The 24,444-nt window shown below is 65.1% G+C and carries 21 protein-coding genes; 13 read left to right on the top strand and 8 right to left on the bottom strand.

What is annotated here, in order from left to right; translation table 11 throughout:
- Positions 1–35 precede the first annotated feature (35 nt).
- A complete protein-coding gene (gene hrpA / locus E3T38_RS16990) occupies positions 36–4,133 on the bottom strand; it encodes an ATP-dependent RNA helicase HrpA (RefSeq protein ID WP_241984252.1) in 4,098 nt (1,365 codons plus the stop codon).
- A 101-nt stretch (positions 4,134–4,234) separates the two neighbouring features.
- Between hrpA and E3T38_RS02230 the strand changes: the two genes are divergently transcribed.
- The gene (locus E3T38_RS02230) at positions 4,235–5,068 is read left to right on the top strand and encodes an aldo/keto reductase (protein ID WP_134545853.1); all 834 of its coding nucleotides are present in this window, start codon (positions 4,235–4,237) and stop codon (positions 5,066–5,068) included.
- Positions 5,069–5,231: 163 nt separating this feature from the next.
- Positions 5,232–5,897 (top strand): nicotinamide riboside transporter PnuC, encoded by a 666-nt coding sequence (gene pnuC / locus E3T38_RS02225; protein WP_134545851.1) that lies wholly within the window; start codon positions 5,232–5,234, stop codon positions 5,895–5,897.
- Here the strand turns inward: pnuC and E3T38_RS17265 are convergent.
- The gene (locus E3T38_RS17265) at positions 5,881–6,012 is read right to left on the bottom strand and encodes a hypothetical protein (RefSeq protein WP_255452718.1); all 132 of its coding nucleotides are present in this window, start codon (positions 6,010–6,012) and stop codon (positions 5,881–5,883) included. The two genes, pnuC and E3T38_RS17265, sit on opposite strands and share 17 nt — an antisense overlap.
- A 278-nt stretch (positions 6,013–6,290) precedes the next feature.
- Here E3T38_RS17265 and E3T38_RS02220 point away from each other — a divergent pair, with 278 nt between their 5' ends.
- From E3T38_RS02220 to E3T38_RS02215, 3 genes are all read left to right on the top strand, one after another.
- Positions 6,291–8,531: a thioredoxin domain-containing protein gene (locus E3T38_RS02220; RefSeq protein WP_134545849.1), complete on the top strand. Its 2,241-nt coding sequence runs from the start codon at positions 6,291–6,293 to the stop codon at positions 8,529–8,531.
- A 46-nt stretch (positions 8,532–8,577) separates the two neighbouring features.
- Entirely contained in the window at positions 8,578–8,739 is a 162-nt protein-coding gene (locus E3T38_RS16565) for a hypothetical protein (RefSeq protein WP_166805388.1), read from the top strand.
- Between the two features lie 267 nt (positions 8,740–9,006).
- On the top strand, positions 9,007–10,803 hold the full coding sequence (locus tag E3T38_RS02215; RefSeq protein WP_134545848.1) for a stealth family protein: 1,797 nt from the start codon (positions 9,007–9,009) through the stop codon (positions 10,801–10,803).
- Here E3T38_RS02215 and E3T38_RS02210 read toward each other — a convergent pair.
- Positions 10,733–11,671, bottom strand: coding sequence for a phosphodiesterase (locus E3T38_RS02210; RefSeq protein ID WP_134545846.1), 939 nt, complete (start codon positions 11,669–11,671; stop codon positions 10,733–10,735). The two genes, E3T38_RS02215 and E3T38_RS02210, sit on opposite strands and share 71 nt — an antisense overlap.
- A 438-nt stretch (positions 11,672–12,109) precedes the next feature.
- Here E3T38_RS02210 and E3T38_RS02205 point away from each other — a divergent pair, with 438 nt between their 5' ends.
- The 6 genes from E3T38_RS02205 to E3T38_RS02180 all read left to right on the top strand — a co-directional run bounded on the left by E3T38_RS02205 (position 12,110) and on the right by E3T38_RS02180 (position 18,618).
- Positions 12,110–12,982, top strand: coding sequence for a phosphatase PAP2 family protein (locus E3T38_RS02205; RefSeq protein ID WP_241984277.1), 873 nt, complete (start codon positions 12,110–12,112; stop codon positions 12,980–12,982).
- Between the two features lie 50 nt (positions 12,983–13,032).
- Positions 13,033–14,253 (top strand): type III polyketide synthase, encoded by a 1,221-nt coding sequence (locus E3T38_RS02200; RefSeq protein ID WP_134545842.1) that lies wholly within the window; start codon positions 13,033–13,035, stop codon positions 14,251–14,253.
- Positions 14,254–15,090 (top strand): class I SAM-dependent methyltransferase, encoded by an 837-nt coding sequence (locus E3T38_RS02195; RefSeq protein ID WP_134545840.1) that lies wholly within the window; start codon positions 14,254–14,256, stop codon positions 15,088–15,090.
- On the top strand, positions 15,083–16,270 hold the full coding sequence (locus tag E3T38_RS02190) for an NAD(P)/FAD-dependent oxidoreductase (protein WP_134545838.1): 1,188 nt from the start codon (positions 15,083–15,085) through the stop codon (positions 16,268–16,270). Before E3T38_RS02195 ends, E3T38_RS02190 begins: the two co-directional genes overlap by 8 nt.
- 40 nt (positions 16,271–16,310) lie before the next feature.
- Complete coding sequence (locus E3T38_RS02185; RefSeq protein ID WP_134545836.1) at positions 16,311–17,918, top strand: methyltransferase; 1,608 nt, start codon at positions 16,311–16,313, stop codon at positions 17,916–17,918.
- 220 nt (positions 17,919–18,138) lie between these two features.
- On the top strand, positions 18,139–18,618 hold the full coding sequence (locus E3T38_RS02180; protein ID WP_134545834.1) for an SDR family oxidoreductase: 480 nt from the start codon (positions 18,139–18,141) through the stop codon (positions 18,616–18,618).
- Here E3T38_RS02180 and E3T38_RS02175 read toward each other — a convergent pair.
- The 3 genes from E3T38_RS02175 to E3T38_RS02165 are packed head-to-tail and all read right to left on the bottom strand — an operon-like array spanning position 18,615 to position 20,685.
- Positions 18,615–19,397, bottom strand: a complete 783-nt coding sequence (locus E3T38_RS02175; RefSeq protein ID WP_134545832.1) for a hypothetical protein — start codon at positions 19,395–19,397, stop codon at positions 18,615–18,617. The genes E3T38_RS02180 and E3T38_RS02175 overlap by 4 nt on opposite strands.
- Positions 19,394–20,308: an ABC transporter ATP-binding protein gene (locus tag E3T38_RS02170; RefSeq protein WP_134545830.1), complete on the bottom strand. Its 915-nt coding sequence runs from the start codon at positions 20,306–20,308 to the stop codon at positions 19,394–19,396. The genes E3T38_RS02175 and E3T38_RS02170 overlap by 4 nt, the downstream gene beginning before the upstream one ends.
- Complete coding sequence (locus E3T38_RS02165; protein WP_198417283.1) at positions 20,305–20,685, bottom strand: GntR family transcriptional regulator; 381 nt, start codon at positions 20,683–20,685, stop codon at positions 20,305–20,307. The genes E3T38_RS02170 and E3T38_RS02165 overlap by 4 nt, the downstream gene beginning before the upstream one ends.
- A 201-nt stretch (positions 20,686–20,886) precedes the next feature.
- On the opposite strand from E3T38_RS02165, the gene E3T38_RS02160 reads away from it, so the two are divergent.
- The gene (locus E3T38_RS02160) at positions 20,887–22,299 is read left to right on the top strand and encodes an NAD(P)/FAD-dependent oxidoreductase (protein ID WP_134545828.1); all 1,413 of its coding nucleotides are present in this window, start codon (positions 20,887–20,889) and stop codon (positions 22,297–22,299) included.
- A 59-nt stretch (positions 22,300–22,358) separates the two neighbouring features.
- Here the strand turns inward: E3T38_RS02160 and E3T38_RS02155 are convergent, their stop codons facing one another.
- Entirely contained in the window at positions 22,359–23,282 is a 924-nt protein-coding gene (locus tag E3T38_RS02155) for a Pr6Pr family membrane protein (protein WP_134545826.1), read from the bottom strand.
- 44 nt (positions 23,283–23,326) lie between these two features.
- On the opposite strand from E3T38_RS02155, the gene rraA reads away from it, so the two are divergent.
- Positions 23,327–23,794: a ribonuclease E activity regulator RraA gene (gene rraA, locus E3T38_RS02150; RefSeq protein ID WP_134545824.1), complete on the top strand. Its 468-nt coding sequence runs from the start codon at positions 23,327–23,329 to the stop codon at positions 23,792–23,794.
- A 59-nt stretch (positions 23,795–23,853) separates the two neighbouring features.
- On the opposite strand, the gene E3T38_RS02145 is transcribed toward rraA, so the two are convergent.
- The gene (locus E3T38_RS02145) at positions 23,854–24,438 is read right to left on the bottom strand and encodes a PepSY domain-containing protein (protein WP_134545822.1); all 585 of its coding nucleotides are present in this window, start codon (positions 24,436–24,438) and stop codon (positions 23,854–23,856) included.
- Positions 24,439–24,444 lie beyond the last annotated feature (6 nt).

Raw genomic sequence — 24,444 nt, 5'->3', positions numbered from 1 at the left:
GGGCCCGGGTTCATAAGGTGGGCCTGGAGCGCGAACTATCCGGCGAGCGCCTTCTGAATGCGTTGCAGTGAGACGGGCTCCGCCGCCCTGAGCTCCTGCGCGAACAGGCTGATGCGCAGCTCCTCGATCATCCAGCGGGCGCGCAGAACGGATGCCGCGGCATCCGCTTGGAGCGGCATGGTACCGCCAGCGTTCTCGAACCGGGTGGTGGCGGCCTGGGTTTCGTTCATCCAGACCCGGTCGCGGCTCGGGTTGTCGACGAGTTTGGGTACCCGGGCGGTGATGCCACCGAGGTAGCGCGGCAGGTGGCGCAGCTGGGCGAGACCGGTTTCGCTGACGAAGCCGGGATAGACCAGGGCGGTGAGCTGTTGGCGGGCATCGCTGATTCCCGGCAGCAGCGCCATGCTGGTTGCGGCCTTGAGCGCCTTATCAGCCAGGCGCTGAGCGGTGAGGATGCGGGCGACCAATCCGACCGTTTCGAACATGGAATCCATTACCACCCCGGATACCCGATCACGGATGGTGTCGAACTCCGCCTTCATGAACACCTGCCCGTCGGGGCGCACCCGAAACAATACGTCGTCGACCGCGGCGGCTAGGCAATCCTCGAACAGGGCCTGCGTGGTTTTGTATGGGCTCGTCGCGAGGCTGAGCTTTTCGGCGGCGGTGAGGTGCTGCTGTACGTACGCGGCGGGTGACGGCGTCGCGAGCAGCAGTAGCCGGCGCACGCCGCGGGGCAGAGCGCGGGCCTGCTCCAGCTCGGTGCTCATCATGCGAATAGAAACGGATGCCCCATCATCGACGAGCGTCGGATACCCGCGAATCGTATTGTCACCCTGCTTGGTGTCCAGAAAGCGGGGGAGTTCACCGAGGTCCCAGGTCGTGAGGCCGCCGCGCTCGATCGCGTTGCTCGGTGCAGCGGCGCTCGTCGCCTTCGCGACGCTCTCGCGCACCCGGGTGCCGAGCCGGCGTTGCAGGTCGGCGAGGTCCTTGTCGGCGGCGACCGTGCGACCGCGCTCGTCGGTGACGACGAAGGTCATGCGCAGGTGCGCGGGAATTCGGTCGAGCTCGAAATCGCGCATGCTCACCGGTACGTAGGTGAGTTTCTGAATCAGCACCGCGAGCGTCTCGGCGAACGATGCTTCGGGCACCGCTGTCGGCAAGGCCTCGACGATGCCGGGCTCGCCGGGTAGTTCGCCCAGCAGCCGAGCGGCCCAGTCGGCAGCGGGGACGACATTACGCCGGATACTTTTCGGCAGCGACTTGATCATGGCAGTGACGAGTTCGGCGCGGAGGCCGGGCACCTGCCAGTCGAAACCGTTCGGTGACAGGCGGGCCAGTAACGCGAGCGGAATACGCACGGTCACTCCGTCATCCTCTTCGCCGGGCTCGAAGCGGTAACCAAGGTTCAGGCGCTGGTCGCCCTGCTGCCAGCTCGGCGGAAAGAGTCCTTCGTCGATCTCGGGGGAGTCCTCGGCTACGAGGGCGTCGGCGGTCATCGTGAGCAGGTCGGGGGTGTCGAACCTGGCCGTACGCCACCAGCCCTCGAAGCTCTTGGTCGACGACACCTCGGCTGGAATACGACGCTGGTAGAAGTCGAAGACGGCTTCGTCATCAAAGAGGATGTCCCGGCGCCGGGTGCGTTCCTCCAGCTCGGCCAGTTCCTCCCGCAGCCGTGCATTGGCGCGTTCAAACGCCCACATGCCGGGGTCTCCCGCTTGGCCGGGCCGTCCGCCACGGCTCGCGCTCGAGCCGACGGCGGGCGCGCCATCTGATCGGCCGGAACCGCGCCCACTCGACGCTGTGCCGCCGTCGACCGAGATGCCGACGCGTTCGTTGCGCGACGGCCCGCGACCGCCGCGATCCGCTTCCTTCTCCGCCGCAGGCGATTGCGGCCCCGAGGCCCGGTCCCACTCCCCGGCGACCAGCGCGTGCCGGATGAACAGCTCGCGGGCATAGGCCGCGTCGATCCGCGAGAACTGCACCCGACGGCGCGCCACGATCGGCACGCCGTACAGCGTCACACGTTCGTAGACCACGGCGGCGCCCTGCTTCATCTCCCAGTGCGGTTCGGAGTAGCTGCGCTTGCACAGGTTGCCGGCGAGCGGTTCCGCCCAGGCTGGGTCGACGACCGCGTTCATGCGGGCGAACAGCCGGCTGGTCTCGACCAGTTCGGCGCTCATGACCGCGTTCGGCTGCTTTTTGGCCAGGGTCGATCCGGGAAAGAGCACAAAGCGCTGCGCTCGAGCGCCGACATAGTCCTTCTTCGCGACGTCTTTCAGGCCGATGTGCGAGAGCAGCCCAGCGAGCAGCGAACGGTGGACGCCGTCGGGGTTCGCGCTCGGCTCACCGAGGTGCAAGCCGAGCGGCTTGGCCAGCTGGCGCAACTGCCGCAGCACGTCCTGCCACTCGCGCACCCGCAGGTAGTTGAGGTATTCGTTCTTGCACAGGCGTCGAAAGGCGCTCGAACCCAGTTCGGACTGCTGCTTCTCGAGGTAGTTCCAGAGATTGAGCAGGCTGAGAAAGTCGCTCGTGGGATCGGCGAACCGGGCATGGAACTGGTCAGCCTGGGCGCGACGCTCGAGCGGGCGCTCCCGGGGGTCCTGGATGGTGAGTCCGGCCACGATCGCCATGACCTCCCGGCTGGTGCCCTGCGTCTTCGATTCGATCACCATGCGGCCAAAGCGCGGGTCGATCGGCAGTTGCGCGAGTTGCTGGCCGATGCGAGTGAGGCGCGGGGTGGCCGGGCCGGTGGTGACGGCCGGCGCCGCGGCATCCGTTTCACCGTGGGCAGCGCCGCGACCGCTCTTGGTGCGCCCAGCCCCCCCGGCTTCGATGGCGCCGAGTTCGGCGAGCAGGTCGAGGCCGTCCTTGATATTGCGGCTGTCCGGCGGGGTCAGGAACGGGAACGAGGCGATGTCGCCGAGGCCGAGCGAGATCATCTGCAAAATGACGGCGGCGAGGTTCGTGCGCAAAATCTCGGGCTCGGTATATTCCGGGCGGCGCATATAGTCCTCTTCGGAGTACAGCCGAATCGCGATGCCGTCGCTGGTGCGCCCACTGCGGCCGCTGCGCTGGTTGCCGGAGGCCTGTGAGATCGCTTCGATCGGCAGTCGCTGCACCTTGGAGCGCACGCTGTACCGGCTGATGCGCGCGGTTCCGGCGTCGATGACATAGCGGATGCCCGGCACGGTCAGGCTGGTTTCGGCCACGTTGGTCGCGAGCACGATGCGTCGTTTGACCCCCGCCACGGTCGACGGCTGGAACACCCGGTGCTGGTCGGCCGACGACAGTCGACCGTAAAGCGGCAGCACCTCGGTGGGGTTTCGGCTGGCCGAGGAGGCGTACTTGCCCTGCAGGGCGTCGGCGGCGTCGCGAATCTCGGTCTCGCCGGAGAGAAAGACGAGCACGTCGCCGTTGGACTCCCGTTCAAGCTCGTCGAGAGCCGCGGTGATGCCCTCGATGTAGTCGCGGTCGACCGGGGGAGCGGAGTCGGTCGTGTCGTCATCGTCGTCGAGTCCCGGCTCGGCGACGAGTGGTCGGTAGCGAATTTCGACCGGAAAGGTGCGGCCAGACACTTCGACGACCGGTGCCGGGGTGCCGTCGGCGGCGGCGAAGTGCTTCGCGAAACTGGCCGGGTCGATGGTGGCCGAGGTGATGATGAGCTTGAGATCGGGGCGTTTGGGCAGCAACTGCCGCAGGTAGCCGAGTAGAAAGTCGATGTTGAGGCTGCGTTCGTGCGCCTCGTCAATGATGATCGTGTCGTACTTGCGTAACATACGGTCGCGGTGGATCTCATTCAAGAGGATGCCGTCGGTCATCAGCTTGATGCGGGTGTCGGCGCCGACCTTGTCGGTGAACCGCACCTGGTAGCCGACCAGTTGCCCGACTTCCTGCCCGAGCTCCTCGGCGATCCGTTCGGCGATGGTGCGCGCGGCGAGCCGGCGCGGCTGGGTGTGGCCGATGTTCTTGCGGCCGAGCTCCAGACAGATCTTGGGCAACTGGGTGGTCTTGCCCGACCCGGTCGACCCGGCGACGATCACGACCTGGTTATCGCGAATCGCGCGGGCGATGTCGTCCCGACGCTGGCTGACCGGCAGTTCGGGCGGGAAGGTGATATTCAGCGTTTCCATGAAGACTTAATATTACGTCGACTGCATCGCTGCTTTCGCGGCGAGTGAACATTAGGTGTTCGCGGGGGTTGATGCAGAACACCAGCCAATAGGCTGATGGGATGACGAAATCTGTTCCCACCATCACCCTCAACGACGGCCACACGATTCCGCAGCTCGGTTTCGGCGTGTTCAAGGTCGAACCCGACGAAACCACCCGCATCGTGGCCGACGCACTCTCGGTCGGCTACCGTCACATCGACACCGCCGCCATCTACGGCAACGAGGAGGGCGTGGGCAAGGCCCTTGCTTCCTCCGGCATCGACCGCTCCGAACTGTTCATCACCACCAAGCTCTGGAACGACCGTCAGGGCACCCAGTCGGCCTTCGATGCGTTCGAGGAGAGTCTCGAGAAGCTCGGCCTCGATTACGTCGACCTCTACCTGATCCACTGGCCGGCCCCGGCCAACGACAAATTCGTCGAGAGCTGGAGAGCTCTCGAGAAGATTCAGGAGTCCGGCCGGGCCCGCTCCATCGGTGTCTCGAACTTTCTGGTGCCACACCTTGACCGCCTGCTGCATGAGACGAGCATCGTGCCGGCCATCAACCAGATCGAGCTGCACCCGGCGCACCAGCAACCAGAGGTCACTGCTTTCGCCCGCGAGAACGGCATCAACATCGAAGCCTGGGGCCCACTCGGCCAGGGCAAGTACCCTCTGTTCGAGGAACAAGTGATAGCGGATGCTGCCGACGCGCACGGCAAGTCGCCCGCACAGGTCGTCATTCGTTGGCACCTGCAGGTCGGCAACATTCTGTTCCCCAAGTCGAACCGGGTGGAGCGCATGACCGAGAACTTCAACGTCTTCGACTTCGAACTCACCCACACCGAGGTCGCCATGATCTCCGCTCTGGAGCGCGCCGGCCGGGTCTCAGCGCACCCCAACGAGGTGAACTAGCACGCAGCATGCATGTGAGGCCGTGGCCCCGCCGACTCATGGTCGGTGGGGCCACGGCCGTGTGCCCGGCCGGATTCGACCGGCCAGCGGCGTACATTGGGATGCGTTGCGTTTTTTATGAGGCGCGGGTGCGCGCGTGTGCGCCGATAGGCAGAAAGATCCCATGAATCCGATTGAATGGCTGTTCGACGCCCAGTTGCAGATCGGCACCCAGACCATTCTCTGGCGCGAGGTCGTCGGCAACGCTTTTGGAATCGCGAGCGCGGTCGGCGGCATGCGCCGCAAGATCTGGGCCTGGCCGGTGGGCATTATCGGCAATGCGCTGCTGTTCACCGTGTTTCTCGGCGCTGTTTTCGGCACGCCCAACCCGGTGAACCTGCTCGGGCAGGCTGGCCGCCAGATCATGTTCATCGTTGTGTCGATCTTTGGCTGGGTGCAGTGGCGACGCAGCCGCGACTCCACGGTGCAGATGGCCGTTGTGCCGCACTGGGCCAGCAATCGCACGCGTGTCCTGCTGGGCCTCGGCCTCGTCGCTGGCACGCTGGTGCTCACCCCGATCTTTCGTGCGCTCGGCTCCTTCGAGCCGGTCTGGGCGGATGCCTGGATCTTCACCGGCTCCCTGCTGGCGACCTACGGCATGGCCAAGGGCTGGACCGAATTCTGGCTCATCTGGGTGGCCGTCGATATCGTCGGGGTGCCGCTATTGATCAGCGCCGGCTACTACGCCTCCGCCGTGCTGTACCTGTTCTACGGGGCGTTCACTGTCATCGGGTTCATCGTCTGGGTGCGGGTGCATCGCCGCGCCCAAGCGCTCACGCTACGTCGTTGAGCGTCTTCTCCATCGCCTTGAGCCGGCTCTCAATCAGTCGCAACTGTTCTGTAACGTCGCGTTGGGCGGTAATGCCCTCCCGCATCAATTGCAGGGTCTCCTGGGTCGTTGCCACGCTCGCGCCATGTCGTCCCTCATACTCCAATCCACACAAGAACCACGGCGCATCCGGGGATAGCCTGCCCGAACAAAGTTTTGATTGTCAAATAAACATTTAATGTCGATTTTTTCTAGATGAAATCGTCCGACGGTTTATTTTGCGAGCACATGATTGGATTTCTGATTCATCACCAGAACATTTTTCGCTACAGCGTGCTAATTTATTGTCACGTTTGCTGAGGTAGCGACCGAGCGCGGGTACCCTAATCCGCGCGGTCGGAGCACAATGGAAGAATGCCCAACCACCTAGTTGATGCCGTCAGTCCGTACCTGCGTTCCCACTCAGAAAACCCGGTGCACTGGCACAGCTGGGGCATCGAAGCCTTTGTCGAGGCAAAAAAACATGACCTGCCCGTTCTCGTATCGATTGGATACTCGACCTGCCACTGGTGCCACGTGATGGCCAGGGAAAGCTTCAGCGATCCAGACATCGCCGACTATCTCAACGAGCACTTCGTGAGCATCAAGGTGGACCGCGAGGAACACCCCGATGTCGACGCGAGCTACCTCGCGGCCGCGAGCGCCTTCGTGCAGGGCCTTGGCTGGCCACTCAACGTGTTCGTCACGCCCGACGGGCAGGCCTTCCATGCCGGAACGTATTTTCCCCCGGTCGGTCAGCCGGGACATCCATCATTTCGCGACGTACTGTCCGCGGTGACGGATGCCTGGCTCACCCGCCGCGAGGAGGTGACGGCGGGCGCAGCTCGCGTAGCGGAAGTGCTCGCCGAGTCGGCTCGGCAGCTTGCCGCGGGGTCGGAGTCGGTGGGAGGGGACAGTTCCGCGGATGACGCCCGACCCAGCGCGGAAGAACTCGACCACGCCGTTGCGGAGCTCGTCGGCTTCGAAGACACCCTTTTCGGCGGCTTCGGCGGCGCGCCGAAGTTTCCGGCGTCGCCGACGCTCTCCTTTCTGCTCGGGCACGGCAGGGTGTCCGCGCACGGTACCGAGGACGCCCCCGAGTCCGAGCCCGACGCCGCGCCGAGCCGCGCGGCCCTAAGCGACGGCACCGACCTTGCGCTGCGCACGCTCAAGATCATGGGTGCATCCCCGCTGAGGGACCCGATCGAGGGTGGCTTCTTTCGCTACGCGGTCAACCGGGATTGGAGCGATCCGCACTACGAACGTATGCTCTACGACAACGCTCAACTGCTCGGCCTCTACACCCGCGCCTGGATGCTCACCGGCGGGGCGTGGGCTCGCCACGTGGCCGAGGGCGTCGCAGGTTTTCTCACTGATGTGATGCAGCTCCCGAGCGGCGGGTTCGCCAGCGCGCAAGACTCTGAGAGCACGGTTGATGGCGTGCGGGTCGAGGGTGGCTACTACGCGCTCGAGGCGAGTGAGCGCCAGCGGCAAATTCCTCCCGCACTGGATGAGAAGGTGCTGACTGGCTGGAACGGCCTCGCCATCCAGGCCCTGGCCCGGGCCGGTTTCGTCTTCGACCGCCCCGACCTCATCAGCGCCGCCCGTCGTGCCGCTGATTACCTGCACGAGCAACACGAGCGCGCCGACGGTACCCTCGTGCGCGCCTCTGTTGCCGGTGTAGACGCAGCCCGGGTCCAAGCGCACCGCACCGCCCGCGACGGTACTGCTGCCGACGCCACTGCTGCCGGTCGGGCTATCTCCGGCCGCACATCAGCGGCCAAAGCCACGCTGGAGGACTACGGCATGTACTCACGCGGGCTCCTCGAACTCGCACTCGTCAGCGGCGACGTGACCTACGCCAGCCGGGCTCGCCTCCTGCTCGACAGCACGATCTCAAACGCCCCTTCCGCCGCCGAATCGTCGCAATCAGCGGCTCGGGCCGGAGCCAGTGGCACGCACCAATCCGCCATTTTCCGCCCGCCACACGGCGCGGATCCGGTGCTCAGGGCGCAAGGGCTGGTCAGCGCCGTCGATCCCTCCGAAGGTGCCTACCCGTCCGGGCTGTCCGCTAGCGCCGACGCCGCCCTGCTGCTGTACCGCCTCACCGGCGATGATCGCTATCGCCGGGCCGCGCAGGCTGGCCTCAGTCTGGTCGCCTCACTCGCGCCAAAGCAACCGCTCGCCTTCGGCGGCGCACTGCACCTGTTCGACGAACTGAGCACCCCGATTGAGCAACTCGTTATCGTCTCGCCCGACCGAAGCGACGAAAACCAGCAGACCGTCACACCGCACCCCGTCACACCGCACCCCGTCACACCGCACCCCGTCACACCGCACCCCGTCACTCTCGACGACCTCGCGCGGCGGCACCCGGCGCACGTCGTCGCATCCGTTTCAGAGGCGCAGGCCCAGGCCTTCGCCGCCGCCGGCTTTGCCTTGTTCGACCAGCGCACCGCACCGAGCGGCCTGCCCACCGCGTATCTCTGCCGCGATTTCGTCTGCCAGCTGCCGGTGACCGACCCGGGCGAGCTACCAGTACCGGCCGCGACGACCGACCTGATCGCTCGCATTATGGCCGAACGACAACACCCCGGTTCGGCGCCCACGCACTGACGGGGGGGAACCCGTCCCATATCCGGGAAACCGCCGAAAAAAAATCATGGTTTCCGAAATCAACATCTGGGCCGGATTCACCGCAGCCCGCAAGGTCACGCGCGACGCGTTCGGCCGTCGCCCGGCCAGCCTCACCCTCGCCCACGAACGGGTGACGATCTTGTTGATGGCCCTGATCAAGGGCCTCTTCGGTATCGCCGCGCTCTGACCCCGCTAAACCGGCCGAACGGGTGCCACAGCATCCGTTCATGCGCGGCCGGTCGCGGCAACGAATTACCAACGTCAAGACGTACACTGAGTACAAATGCCACCGCGTTTCACAAAACGCCAGTCGCTCATCGAGAACCTCGTCGCTTCTCGAGAAGATCGTCGCTGCGAAACACCCTGAATCATTCATGCCGGCAATTTCGATGCACTCCTCGGTGTCAGCCCTGGCTGGTCCACGATCGAGTGCACCACTTTCTCAAGGAGGACCATGGCGACACGCGATATCCCCGAGGCACAACCCGAGACTTCCAACCAGGGCTATGCCGATACTTTCGACGGTGACATCTTTGACACCGACGCCTTTCGCCCCGACTCCGTCGGATTCGACTCGAGCGACCCTGAACCCCCCACCAACACCGGGCTGATTCCGACCCTGTCCCTCAGCAGTGAACCCGAGTTGGTGTTGATAACACCGGATGCCCGCACCCGTCGCTTCGACCGTGACGATCTCGTCGTGCGCAAGGGCGAGATAGCCCTCATCAACGGCCACTACACGCCGCACGAGTCCATGGTGAAGGACCTCGTGGCCGTGTACGACGCCCTCACCGCTGCTGGCATCGACTTTCTGCTTGTGCGCGGCGACCACAACCGGCCGGTCATCGCCGTCGACCGCAAACGACGCAAGGAAATCACCAAGGTATTGAGCCGGGCGTTCGCCAACGAGCCCTTTTATGCCAAGCCGCTCGACGGCAACGTCAGCCAGCAATTTCTGCTCGCCGACGGCGCTCTCATGACGCTGCGCAAATCCTCCGTGTTTCGCGTCTACCGGCCGCGCATCGAACCGATCGGCCGCCTGCGTTACGGCGCCCAGACCGCGTTCCAGCTGGAACTGTGGCGCTTCGGCGAAGACGAAATAATCGCCCCCGTGGAAAACGCCCTCATGCGCACCCGGCTGCCGCGCTCTGAAGCCCGTGAAACGACGATCGACTTGTATGGGCGCTCCTGGCTGACCCTGCAGAACATGTTCGACGACCTCGCGAGCGACGTTTCTTTCGACATCGACCTTGTGTTCAGCTGGGTCGACGGGTCGAGCGACGAATTTCAGCGGGAACGTGCCAAGCGTATGAAGGCCTACGTCATCGGCGAGGGTGACGATTCCGACGCCCGTTTTCGCCAGATCGACGAGCTCAAGTATGCGCTGCGGAGCGTGTACATGTTCGCCCCGTGGATTCGACGTATCTTCATCGCGACCGATTCGCCCGCGCCGGATTGGCTGGCCGAGCATCCGCGTGTCACGATCATGCGCAGTGAAGACTTCTTCGTTGACACGAGCGTGCTGCCCATTCATAATTCGCACGCCGTGGAAAGCCAGCTGCACCACATTCCGGGCCTGGCCGAACACTTTCTGTACTCGAATGACGACATGTTCTTCGGTCGCCCGGTCGGTCCAGAGCTGTTCTTCTCGCCGGGCGGAGTGACCAAATTCGTCGAAGCAGCCACTCGTATCGGTCTAGGCGAGAACGACCCGACCCGCAGTGGGTTCGAGAACGCCGCTCGGGTGAATCGGGCGCTGTTGCGCGGGCGCTTTGGCAAAGTCACCACTCGGCACCTCGAACACACGCCGGCACCCATGCGCAGGAGCGTGTTGCTTGAGCTGGAACAGGAGTTTCCCGAGGACTTCAGCCGCACAGCCGCCAGCCGGTTCCGCTCGGCGACAGACATCTCGGTCACCAACTCGCTCTATCACTACTACGCCTTGATGACGGGTCGCGCGGTCGCGCAGACGCAGGTGCGCTCCCTTTATATCGAAACGACGCTGCGCATCGCCCTGCGACAGATGAATCACCTGCGCAAGCATCGCGATCAGGACATGTTCTGCCTGAACGACGGCAGTCGCCCGGAAATCTCTACCGAGGTGCGCCGCGCCGCTGTGACCGAATTTCTGGAACTGTACTTTCCGATCGTGGCACCGTGGGAACGGGCCAGCCCGGCGACTAGCGCAGAACCGGGATCGGCCTGGTCATTGGGGGCTCGCGCAGTGCGGGCAGAGTTGCCGACGGCGTAGTCTCGACGCCGGAAGCGTGCAGGCGACGCGCGCTTTCGGCGGCATCGACGTATTCCAGCGTTGGATGCTGGCCGAGTGGCACCACGGAGTGCAGCACGGTGCCCGGGAAGACGTGCACCAGGTTGAATGCGCGAGCGCCGTCCCTGCCGAGGGTGCCGCCGACAGGAACGTTGAGGTCCTGGGTGTAGCAGGTCGCTGATGAAACCGACACGGGGATGCCCGCGAACATCGCCATCGACGAGTAATGCAGGTGACCGGCGATGATGCTGCGCACGTCGGAACCGCGCAGCACCTCGGCCAGGCGCTCCTGATCGCGCAACTCGACGGCGGTGGCCAGGTCGAGCACGCTCGGAATCGGCGGGTGGTGCATGGCGAGAATGGTGCCGTCGGGCGCGGGCACGCGCAGTTCCTCGGCGAGCCAGAGCAGCTGCTGGTTGGTCACGGCGCCGTGGTGGTGGCCCGGAACAGACGTATCAAGGGTGATAATTCGCAAACCATTGAGGTCATAGGACCGGTCGATGGGCGATTCACTGGGCAGTTGGTCGAGCAGTTCAGCGCGAAACGCCGAGCGATTGTCGTGGTTGCCCATCACCCAGATAACACGGGCGCCAAGACGTTCAGCGGCTGGCTCGACGATTGCACGTAGCAGTTCGTAAGCGCCTGGTTCGCCCTTGTCGGCTAGATCACCGGTGAAGACGATGGCCTCGGGGCGGGCACCAGAGGCCTCGACCTCGGCGAAAAGGTCGGCCAGATGGATTTCAGCATTGACGCTGCCATAAAGCTTCGAGCCGCCCGCCAGCAGGTGGGTGTCGCTCAGGTGTAACAGAAAGTGGTCCGGCCGGGGGAATTCAGCCGTTCGAATGCTCACAGAGCGTCCATTCGTTTGTCGCGGGCGTGCTCAATCTGGCGCGTCGTCACGATTGTTTCTACTATTCGATCAGAAGTTCTTGAACAACGGGTGTACGCCACACATCAATCGAACATCGCTGGGGTAAATGGGCAAAAAGTTTGTTTAATCAGTGAAGGTGCTGCGCTGGCGGCCCGGCTGCACCGCGCTACGAGGCGGTTTCGCCCGGCGGCAACGGCAACGATTTCAACGGTGTCGTCGACGCGACGCGCATCCTCACGAAGCCGGCCGCGATCACCGCCATGCAGGCAGGGGGTCTCGACCTTGCGGGACGTGCAGCCGGGGCTAGTGTTGCGGCCCCGACCTGATCGCAGGCGACACCATACCTCCCCGAAACACGTGGCATGCTTGACCGTGCGCAATTGGTTACCTCGAAGCTCCCTCCGGCAGGGATCGGTGATGTACCTCGTCGGGGCGTCGTTGACCGCGTTCGCCTTCTTTGGCCTCTACCTGTTCTTCGTGCGCAGCCACGCCGGCCAGGAGGCCGACCAGCTCGCGTATGACGGCGCCGAATTCGGTCGCCTCGGCATCACGCCGTTCACCGGCCGGGTGCTCGACTCCGTGCCGGATATCGCCGTGGTATTCGGGGTGGTCCTGACTGCGATCATCGCGCGGGTGCGCCGCAACTGGCGCACCCTGATCGTTGCCCTGGTCGCGGCGGCGGCGGCCACGGCGTCGGCCCAACTGCTGAAATACGGGATCCTGGCCCGCCCCGACCTTGCGGTCGAGGGGTATGCCGGAAATTCATTCCCGTCGGGGCATACGACGGTGGCGGCGGCATCCGCTCTCGTGGTATTCCTGGTCGCGAGCCCGCGCCTGCGCCCGATGGTCGCCGGCTGGGGCACAGCCTTCGCCGTGCTGGCCGGTGTGGCAACGCTCGCCAACCAGTGGCATCGACCGAGTGATGTCATCGCAGCCCTGCTCTGGGTCGCCCTATGGGGGTGCCTCGCCGGGGCGGTTCTGGCCTGGCCGCGCCCGGGCATCGTGGCGCGAGCCGGTACTGCGACCCCGGCCCCGGCCCCGACAGCCCGGCGCCGGGCATTCACCGGGCTGCGCCGCTCGACGGTTCGCGTTGTTCGGTGGGTATCGATTGGCTGTGGGGCGTTCTCTGCCGTGGCGTTGATCGCGACCCTCGTGCTGGACAGCAGCCTGTTCGAGCGCGTCGGCACGCTTGGAACCGTCATTGCTTACCTGGGCGGAGTGGCGGCCATCGTGACGGCCGGTCTGCTGCTCGCGCTCAGCGGAACCCGGCTGTTTGCCCGCCTGCACTAGATTCATTGCCGAGGGGTGTACTCAATCAGAGCCACGTGCGACACTGGCTCATGGCCGTCACGCTGAGAGCGCTCCAGACTGTAGTTCCCCCGACGATTCTGATTCAAGAGCAGGTGCGCGATATCTTCGCCGCCCAGCCGGGGCTGAGCCGACTAGCTCAACGGCTGGTCAGCACGAGTTTCAACGTGTCGGGCATCGAGACCCGACACACCGTCATCGCCGAACTCACCATCGACAACGATGCGGCCGAACCACGTTTCTTCGATGCGCGCCAGCAGCTTCTGCTGGTGCCGAGCACCAAAGTGCGCAACGAGCTCTACATCACCGAGGCCACCAAACTCTTCGTTGAGGCTGGCCGCCGGGCGCTCGCCGCCTGCCCCGACATTCGGCCCGACGATGTGACCCATGTCGTCACCGTCTCCTGCACCGGATTTTACGCGCCCGGCCCCGACTACATGCTGGTGCGGGAGCTCGGGCTGAAGGCCAGCACCCAGCGTTACCACCTGGGGTTCATGGGCTGCTACGCAGCAATGCCGGCCCTTCGCACCGCGAAGCAGTTCGTCGAGGCCGACCCGAACGCGGTCGTGCTCGTGGTGAGCGCGGAACTCTGCTCATTGCACCTGCGCACCTCGAACGACCCGGACACCATCGTTGCCTCCTCGCTATTTTCTGACGGTGCCGCCGCCGGCATCGTTAGCGCCAGAGCCCCGCTGCCCGGCGAGAAAGCCCTCGGCCTCGACCTGTTCGAAACGGTGATCACCCCGGTCGGCGAAGGCGACATGGCGTGGAAGATCGGCGATGAGGGCTTCGAGATGATTTTGAGCACGTATGTGCCGCATATCATCGACGAGCACATCGAGGGAGCCCTCGCCCCGCTGTTCGCCCGCGATGCGTCAATTACCGCGCAGCTCGCCGCTCCGCTCCGCGAGGAAACGAGCGAATCAGCTGTCGGAGGTAGCGAGGCCGCCCATGTTCTCACCCTCGCGCCCCCGGCCTCGCTCAGCTCGGTGATCGAGCACTGGGCAATCCACCCCGGCGGCCGAAGCATTCTCGACAAGACCGAAGCAAAGCTCGAACTGCGCACCGACCAGCTGAGTCCATCGCGAGAGACTCTGCGCACCAACGGCAATATGAGCAGCGCGACCATTCTGTTCGTGATGAAGTCCATTCTCGACGGCGCGGCCACCGCCGATGGCGAACGAGTCTGCGCCATGGCGTTCGGTCCCGGCCTCACCGTGGAGTCCGGCCTGATGACTGTGATCGAGGGCTGAATGGCCCTTCCCTCGCTCCGCGTGCGGGCGCACAGGGCCGTGGAACTCATGGATTCTCCGCTGTGCGACCCGGCCATGCTCACCCGCACCTATCAGGATTTTCGCGTGGTCAATGCAGTCGTGTCTGGCTGGTGGAAGATCTATCGCCGCAGCATCCGCCCCGCTCTGTCGACGACGACCGAGATGACGCTGCTCGACGTTGGCTCCGGGGGCGGCGACGTGTCGCGGGCGCTGGCTCGTTGGGCCGTGCGCGACGGCCTGCGGCTCAAGGTGACCGGCATCGATCCGGATGCCCGCGCGCACGTGTTCGCGACCAGTCAGCCGAAAATCGTCGGGCTGTCATTTCAGCGGGCACTGAGCTCTGACCTCGTAGCGGACGGCGAGCACTTCGACTTCGTGGTCTCGAATCACGTGCTGCACCACTTGAGCGTCGACGAGCTGAAAGGGTTGCTCTTGGATTCGGAGGCGCTCGCCCGTCGCCGGGTGCTGCACGCCGACCTCGAGCGGTCGAATTTCGCCTACCTCGGGTTCGCGGCGGCGACGTCGCCGTTCTTTCGGCACTCCTACATACGCCCCGACGGGCTCACCTCGATTCAACGCAGCTATACCGCCGAAGAATTGCGGGCGGTTGTGCCCGCCGAGTGGACCGTGTCGCGCGGCCTCCCCTCTCGGTTGGAGCTGCGCTGGGAAGCTCCGACGCAGCCGGCAACGACCGAGGCTGAGTCCGCGCTGCATGTCGCGCCAGATGCGCCACTTGCGCCAGAGGCGCCAGGGCCTGCGGGCAAACGATCAGGGCCTGATTCGGCGTCAGAGGCGGAGAGCACATCGGATGCGTGACGTGCTTATCGTCGGTGGGGGACCGGTGGGCACGATGCTCGCCTGCGTCCTCGCCGTCGGCGGGCTCGACGTTGAGGTGCTCGAGCAGCGTGCGCAGCCGTCGCTGCGCTCGCGGGCGATCGGCATTCACCCGCCGTCGCTGCGGGCACTAGCCGCAATCGGCGTCGCTGACGCCCTTCTTGAGCGAGCCGTGCGCATCCGCGCGGGGGAGGTGCGCTCCGACGGCCATAGGCTTGGGAAGCTGTCGTTTGAGCGGGCAGCGCCGGGATATCCGTTCGTGGTCGCCCTGCCGCAGTACGAGACGGAGGCCCTGTTGCGCGCGCGGTTCGACGAGCTCCGGCCCGGACGATATCGAAGCGGCGTGACGATGACCGGGGTGCGCGACTGCGGCGACGCCGTCTCGGTGTCCACCGATTCCGGCCCGATCGAGGCTCGCTATGTGATCGGGGCCGACGGAGCGCGCAGCCGGGTGCGCGAGGCGGCGGGCATCCCGTGGCGGCAGCTCGGGCGCAGCGAAACCTATCTCATGGGCGACTTCGTCGACACTGACCCGACGAGCACGCATCCGGGCGACGCCGGTGCGGTGCTCTATTTCGAGCGCGGTGGCGTGGTCGAGTCGTTTCCGCTGCCCGATGGTCGTCGACGTTGGGTGGCGATGACCGATTTTCTCGCAACGGATGCCGACAGCGCCGACCTGGCCGCGCTCATTCGTCATCGAACGGGGGTGCGTGTGGTCGAACCCCTCGGAGCCGCCAGCGCGTTTGCCGTCCAGCAGAGGCTGGCCCGGCGCATGCATTCGAAATCGCTGCGCGTTCCGGGTGGGTCGATCTCCGGTCCCCGGGCTGTGGGTCGTATCGTGCTGGTTGGGGACGCGGCGCACGAGATCAGTCCGATCGGCGGGCAGGGCATGAATCTCGGCTGGCTCGACGCCGTTGCACTCGCGCCGGCGCTGCAGCGGGCGTTGCTCGATCCGGCGGCGGCAGCATCCGTTTTGGAAAAATATGACCGCACCCGTCGCAGTGCAGGGCGTCGCGCTGCCCTGCAGGCCGGGTTCAACATGAATATGGGCCGCCCCGCCCACGGTGTGCGGCTGCGCGCCCGCAACGCCGTCGTGCGCTTACTCACGTTGCCGCCGGCCAACGAGGTCGTTGCCCGCGCGTTCACCATGCGCTGGCTGTGACTGGTGCGGGCGCCGGCCGCGCATCGAGTTGAATAGGTGGGTGACTTCTGCAACTCTCATACCTCGCCTGCGCACCGACCTCGCTGCCGCCCACTTCTCGGTTCCCGGCCTGACCGGCCTGTGGGGGATCGAAGCGGATGCCGCGCTGCGCCGCAACCAGCGGGTTCCGGCCCGGCGGGCGCTCGCCGCCCTTGCTGTCAAACTCGGCCGAAACGAGCCCGCCGCGACCCTGGCCCGGCTATTCCTGCTCGGTGACCCGGTTTCGGTCGCTGACCTCGACGCCGCGCTGCCGTCGCTCGGGGCTGCCGGCGCTCGGGAGCTGAGTCTTGTGGCCACCGACGATGACGCGCGCGTGCGCCCGCTCGTCGACCTGCGCCCGTATAGCTTCATCGACGCCCACGGCGCCGACAGCTGGTGGATCGTGAGCGATCTCGGGGAGCTGGCGCTTGGGCATGCGCTCGGCGAAACCCATGTTCTCGGCATCGGCGGGGCGTCCCTCACCCTGAGCGGACTCATGATGCCAACCCCGGTGGAGCGCGCGCTCGACATCGGCACCGGCTGTGGAATCCAGGCCATGCACGCCTCCCGGAACGCCGAGCATGTCGTTGCGACCGATATCTCGTTGCGGGCTCTCGAGCTCGCGGCGCTGAACGCGACGCTCAACGAGATCGACAATATCGAGTTTCGGTTCGGCAGCCTGTTTGAGCCGGTGGTGGGGGAGAAGTTCGGTCACATCATCTCGAATCCGCCGTTCGTGATCACACCGCGGGCTGAGGGCGTGCCGAACTACGAATATCGCGACGGCGGAATGGTCGGTGACGCGTTGGTCGAGGCCGTCGTGCGCGGTGCCGCCGACCATCTCACGCCCGGCGGCGTCGTGCAGCTGCTCGGTAATTGGGAATACCACGGCGAAATGGATGCCTTCGAGCGGCTCGAGCGCTGGCTCGCGCCCGCGACGCTCCCGGGGGCCGGCGCGCCCGCGACATTCCCGGCGGCCGCACCAGCGGCATCCTCGCCGGCACTCGACGCATGGATCATCGAACGCGAAGTGCAATCGCTTGGCCAATACGCCGAAACCTGGATTCGCGACGGCGGCACCCGGCCCGGCCCCGACTTCGACCGGCTGTACGACGCCTGGTTACAAGACTTCGACGCGCGCGGCGTGCGCCGGGTCGGGTTCGGCTACCTGCTGCTGCGGCTGCCTCATGCGGGTCTTGCCGCCCCCACCCTGCGTCGCCTCGAACGGATGCCCGATGCCCTCGGCCACAACCCGGCCGGCCTCGGCGCGCACCTCGCCGAGTGCCTCGCCGCCCACGACTGGCAGGCCCAAACAGAGGATGCGCGCCTGTTGCGCACGCAGCTCACCGTGGCCTCCGACGTCACCGAGGAACGCCACTACTGGCCCGGTCAGCAGGATCCGACGCTCATGACCCTGCATCAGGGCAGCGGATTCGGCCGTTCGATTCCCCTCGACACGGCCCTGGCCGGTTTGGTCGGCGCCTGCGACGGAGACCTCGCCGTAGGCGCCATCATTGGCGCTCTCGCCCAGCTGCTCGACGCGGACGAGGCAGCGCTCACCGCCGAACTCCTGCCGAAGGTGCGCGAGCTGCTCGTCGACGGCTTCCTGTTGTTGCCCGAGCCCGCCTAGCGCAGCGGCCCCGCCCCGCCCGGCCCGCCCCGACCCGGCCCCGCCCCGCCCGGCCCGCCCCCGCCCATAACTCCTGCAATCTGCACACGCTCCAAAAAATGCGGCCGGAATTCCGGGCATCCGCCTGGCACCGGCCCCAAATTGCAGGAGTTATGCGCCGGGCGCGGGGGCACGGGGCTGGGCGCGCAGGCGCTAAACTGTCACCGTCGGCGACGCTGAGATGGGCTACGGCGACATTCTGACCAGCCCCGCTCGAGTGGGATCGGGGCCTTGCCCTCAACCTGTCCACGGCCTTTCACGCCACGCGCGCCGTGACCAGTTTCTTGCGCGCGGCCGGCTGGGCCGCCTTGTGACGGTGTCGAGCGTGAGCGGAACGATCAGGGCGAGTTGCGGCGATGTCGCCTACGCCGCGGCGAAGGCTGACTTGGTGGGGCTGACCCGAGCCCTCGCCGTCGACGAAGCCGGTGCCGGCATCACCTCCAACGCCCTCGCCCCCGGCTGGATCGCGACCGGCTCCGAACTCACGAGCGAAGCTCTGGAGGGTGCGCTTGTACCGGCTGGTCGCAGCATTACACCGGGACAAGTCGCATCCGTCATTGTATTTCTCGCCTCACCCGGAGCCGCCCACGTCACCGGGCAGGTGATCGTCGTCGACGGGGAAAACTCCGTGGCTGAGCCAGTCGCCCGGCCTGACCCCTAGTTTTTCGGGGTGGCCCGGCGCAGGGCCAGGAAACCGCCGATACCCGCGATAGCGGCCGGGAGCAGCAGCCAGGCGAAGATACCCGCGATGCCCTGCGCGCCGTACCAGAGGCCGACGTCAGGCCAGCTGCTCGTGAATGTGATGATCGTGACGGTACCGACCACGGCCAGGGCCAGCGAGCTCCAGAACACGAGCATGCCGGGCATGCGCCAGCGCATGTAGACGGTCGCGATCGACGCGCCGATGAAGAACACGAGCAGTTGCATGACGAAGAAGGAGAACAGATCGACCCAGAACCCGTCGAGCCCGAGCCAGAGCGCGTTGAACATATAGGTGTCAATCCACCAGCCGTCGGTGAGCTGTTCAATCTGCGTCAGCACGGCGAAAGCCAGTGCGTTCGCGGCCGAGATCAGCACGAACAGCAACGCGGTCCCGAGATAGAAGTCCCGGCGGGTCACACCGAAGCCGAGCGCGAGCGGAAACCCGAACGAGATGGCCTGCACTCCGACGATGACGAGATACCACTGCGGCGAGAGAACGGCCCAGCTGTAGCGCTGACCCTCGATCGCGTCGGGGGTGCCCAGGCCGCCGGTAGTGAAACCGACGATCTGGGCGACGAAAATAGTGACCACGAAAGCCATACCGACGATCAGCCAGGGGATGCCGATATAGGTGCGGCGGTCTACAAGGTGCAGCCGCACCACGTTCCAGATGCGCTCCGGGGCGCTTCGCGGGTGCACGGATGTCGCTGTGTCGGTCACGAAATCGATGGCAGTCATGCGCGTGCACTCCAGGCGTCGGTCTTGATCTCGGGTTCTTGGGTAATACTCGTTGTGCGCTGCACGATCAGCTGCTGCAGCGACACGGGGGAGAGCTCGAGCCCGGCGGCGCGGGCGGCGGCTCGTTCGGCCTCATTGAGGCCCGCGACGGTCACCGAAGCCAGCCCGCCGATACCATCTCGAGAAATGATGTCGCGGCCAGCGACGAAAGCATCGACATCTGTTTTCTTGCCCACGACGGTACTCGCGGAGCCGCGCAGCAGCTCGGCGTCCTGGTCCATGAGAATGCGGCCCTCGTCGATCACGAGAACATGCTCGAGCAGGTTGCTGACCTCATCAATGAGGTGCGTGGACAGAATAATGGTGCGCGGATGCTCGACGTAGTCCTCGAGCAGGCGATCGTAGAAGATCTGCCGGGCGACCGCATCGAGCCCGAGGTAGGGCTCATCAAAGAAGGTGAGCGGGGCGCGGGAGGCGAGCCCCACGATCACTCCGATCGCCGAGAGTTGCCCGCGGGAGAGTTTCTTGATCGGGCGCATCAGCGGCAAGCGAAAGTCGTCGACCAGGCGGTCCGCCAAGGCCGCGTCCCAGTTGGCGAAGAACCACGGCGCGCTCGCTAGTACGTGTTCCGGCCGAAAGCTGTCTGGATACTTCTGGCTCTCCTTGATGAAACACAGCGACTGCAATACCCGCGCGTTTTCGACCGGGGAGGCACCGAATACTTCGAGAGAGCCGCTCGTGGCGAACTGTTGTCCGGAGAGCAGCTGCATCAGGGTGGTCTTGCCGGCACCGTTGCGGCCGAGCAAACCGTAGATCTTGTTGCGTTCGACCGTGAAACTCATATCGTCGATGGCGGTGAAAGCGCCGAACTTCTTGGTGAGGCCGGTGACGCGCACGGCGGTGTCAGTCATGAATTGCTACCCTTTCGTTCGGTACTGGATTCGGTGCGGATCATGCCGGACACCTGCTCGGGGGTGATGCCGAGCTTGGCGGCCTCGCTCAACAACGGTCCGACGAAGTTGGCCCGAAACTGCTCGGTGCGAGCGCCAATGAGTCGCTGCCTGGCTCCGGTTGCTACAAACATTCCTATTCCTCGCCTCTTGTAGAGAATGCCGTCTTCCACCAGACGGTTGACGCCCTTACCAGCGGTGGCCGGGTTGATGCGATGAAAGGCCGCGAATTCGTTGGTCGATGGCACGGGTGTTTCCTCTTCGATGACTCCATCGATAATGTCGTTCTCGATCTGTTCCGCGATCTGCATGAAGATCGGCTTGCCCGCTTCGATCAAGGACTGCCTGCTTTCATTGAGTGGATGCCGCCCGCACGACCACTACCCGGTTCACTGGTTAGTCGGTCATGTAACTAACTAACTACCTTCAGGATAAAATGTCAACCCGCACGGTCTGCGGTAGTTTGGACTCATGACTGGCGCCGTACTGAACAACCACGGGCGCGCGCCCGAGATCAGCCGTTCTGAAACAGACCGATCGTGAATCGGCGCACTTTTCTGCTCGGCACGGCGTCGGGATTTTCGGTCTTGGCGCTCGCAGCGTGCGTGACGCCGCAGCCGGTGCCGTCACCGTCCGTCACACCATCCACGCTGACACCGTCGATCGTGCCCCAGCCGCTCACGGTCTCCCGCACTAACTGGTCGACCGACCCCTTCTCCCGCGGATCCTTCAGTTACGCCGCCGTCGGAGCCACTCCCGAGCACCGTGTGGACCTCGGTCAGTCCGTCGACGCCCGCTTGTTCTTCGCCGGTGAAGCTACCGCGGCTGAGGAGCCCGGAACCGTGCAGGGCGCGCGTGCCTCTGGCCTGCTGGCGGCCAGCCAGGTACAGGACGTCGCGGCCCCGGGAGAACGCATCACCATCATTGGTGCCGGAATTGCCGGCATCACGGCGGCTCGCCAACTCGTCGACGACGGCTTCAGCGTGGTCGTCATCGAGGCGCGGGACCGCATCGGCGGGCGTATCGACACCGTCAGTGGCGACTGGCCGTTTCCGATCGAACGGGGTCCCTCGTTCGTGCATCGCACGTCGGTGGATTTTCTGGACGACGAACTGACCGCCCTCGGGGTGAGGCTCTTACCGTTCGCGCGCACGCCAGAGGTGCGCACCCGGGCCGGGGCTGTCGTGGACGTGTCGCCGCTGGGTACTCAAGCCGTCGCCGGCGCCCTCAGCTGGGCGGCCAGTCAGCAGCAGGATGTCTCGGTCGAACGCGCCCTGATTGATTCGGGCGAAGCAAGCCTGTCGAAGACCCCGGACGCCGAAGGCCTCTCCGATGCCGACTGGCTCGAGTACGAGATCGCTACGAAACTCAAGGTCGAATCCGGGGCCACCCCAAGCCAGCAATCGGCCTGGTACGCAACCGACATTGCGAGTCGCGACGACGATCAAATCGTGATCGGCGGATACTCGACCCTGCTCACCAGCGATGCGGAAGGCCTCGAACTGTTGCTCTCCAAGGTGGTCAACCGTGTGGCCCACGACAACAACGGCGTGAGCCTGCGCCTCGGCACCGGCGAGTCGTTGTCCGCCGATCGAGTCATCGTGACCGTGCCGCTTGGCGTGCTGAAGGATGCGGCGATCGAATTCTCGCCGGCGCTGCCGTTTTCTCACCGAGGTGCGATCGCCGCCCTCGGTATGGGCGTGGTCGATAAGATCTGGCTGCGCTTCGACGTGCCGTTCTGGGACACGTCGGCCAGGCTCTGGACCATCGTGGGCGAAGACGCCGACTTTCCGGTTTGGATCAACATGATGCCGCTCACCGGCGAACCCGTTCTGATGGGCCTGGTCGCCGCCGAAAACGCGACGAGGCTATCCGGGCTCGATGATGACGCCTTCCTCGCGGCAGCGCTCACCGGCCTCGAGCCGTTCCTCGCGGTGCCTGACGCGAAGTAGCCGAACTTCAAGTAGCCGAACTTCAAGCAGCCACACTCCAAGCAGCCGAAGCGGAAGGCTCAGGCGGAGTCGCGCCACGGCGGAAGAAGATGCCGCGGCATCCGCTTCAGCCGGGTGATCCCGGTGAGCAGCGCCGCAATTCCAGTGATGATCATCACGATGATCAAGCAGTACAACACGGTCTCGCCGGGGCCGCTCACCTGCCGGGCGTCGAGAAAAAAGTAGGGGTACCAGCCCACGACTGGCCCACGAATGAGCGTGAAGACCAGCCAGAACACGGGAAAAACGATAGCCCAACCGAGATATTTCCACGGCAGGCGGGCCTTATACGGGTCGACGATCCAGTCGATGAGGGCGAATACCGGAATCACGAAGTGCAGAAACTGGCTCGACCACGGCACCTCGATGGAGTAGTTCGCACTGGAGGACTGCCAGACAATGATGCCGTAGACCACGCCCGAAACCAGAATATAGGTCGTGACCATGGCCCGAAGCATGTCGAGCCAAGCCGGGTCGGTCGGCCGTCGCAGCGCGACAACGGCGGCCGACATAAAGACGAAAATCGATACGATGGCGCTCTGCACCGTGAAATAGCTGAAGAAATTCGCGATCGCGAACGTGGACACGCCGAGCGTGTACTGAAAGTATCCGATGAGGGCAACGAGTCCCGTCGCGGTCAATCCCAGGCGCGCCACACCGAACGCGGTCCGCGCTCTCATTCCCGTACCCCGGCAGGGCTCGTGCGCGCGATCATGCACTAACGCTACGCCAGCGCCGGGGAGCGACCATCCGCAGGAGATGATCTCAAACTCGCCCTCGACGGTGGCAGCGGCATCACTCACCTTGAGGGCGGTCACGGCGGCGCAGCACGGTGCGGTTTTCAGCCAGGGCAGCATGCGCGTAACGGATGCTTTCCGCCCCTCGATCTCGACACTGCCTTCGGGTTGCTGACGAGCGCAGGCGTGCAGGGTGACGGCAGGCACGAGGCCGGGCCCTACTCTGGAAGCACCGAAACCTTGGAGGAACAATGACCGTTTTGACCGCCGATTTGTATGATGAGCGCGGCGACGAGCTGCAATCCGTACCCCTGCAGTTTCAGACGATCGGCGGACGAGCCCGGTTCAGCGGCCCCATCCGCACCGTCACCTGTTTCGAGGACAACGCGTTGCTCAAGTCGATCCTGTCCACGCCCGGTAACGGGGCGGTGCTCGTCATCGATGGCGGCGGCTCACTCAACACGGCGCTCATGGGTGACATGATCGCCGACCTCGCCGTAGCGAACGGCTGGTCCGGCGCGATCATCAACGGTGCCGTGCGTGACCGCATCGCTATCGGAGCCCTCGACCTTGGGGTGAAAGCCCTCGGTAGCAACCCGCGTAAGAGTTCCAAGACCGGGGCCGGTATAGCGGATGCCGTCGTCGAGATCGCTGGCGTCGTCTTCACGCCCGGACGCACCGTCTACTGCGACGAAGACGGCATCCTGGTCGAGCGCTAACGACGTTGAACCGTGTGGCGCTGAGCGAATTCGCTCAGCGCCACACGCGAAAACGGGTCTTACTGCTGCACGTCGTCGATGCTGACGACGACGAAGTTGGCGTCGAGGTCGACGTCGCGGTCGGTGCCGTCGTCGACGGTGACCTCAACCTCGTAGAGGTGGTTCCAGTCGTCGTCCCGGTCGAAGTCGGTCACCCGGCCGCTGCCGATCGCAGCGAGAGCTGCGGCCTCAGCGCTCGCTCGCTCGCTCGCCGCCTGGTCGATGGCACTCGTGTCGGCTTCGGCGCTAGGGGTGGCATCGGGTGTGGATGAGCTGCTGCTGGTGCTTGAATTGTTGGAGTCGTCAGTGTCGAAATCGCCAACCCACACCACATCGAATGCATCGTTGAGCTCAACGTCGACGGTCCTGCCGTCGTCGAGGCGCAACTCAAGGTCATAGGCGCTTCCGCCGTCATCATTGCGTTCGGCCTTGGTCACGGTGCCGGGGCCGACCCCGGCCATGGCTGCATTGCTCGCGCGGTCTAGGGTCTCGCCGGTGAGTGGGCCATCATTGTCGTTGGCGCTCACGGCCAGGGCAGTGCCGGCGCCGGCGAGTAGTAGAACTACGCCTGCGGCGGCAGCGATGAGAATATTCTTCTTATTCATGGTGCA

It is taken from the genome of Cryobacterium sp. Hb1 (genome assembly GCF_004403585.1).
Lineage (GTDB): Bacteria > Actinomycetota > Actinomycetes > Actinomycetales > Microbacteriaceae > Cryobacterium > Cryobacterium lyxosi.
Note: the sequence above shows the minus strand (reverse complement) of the source record. Positions and strands in the feature narration are given on the sequence as shown.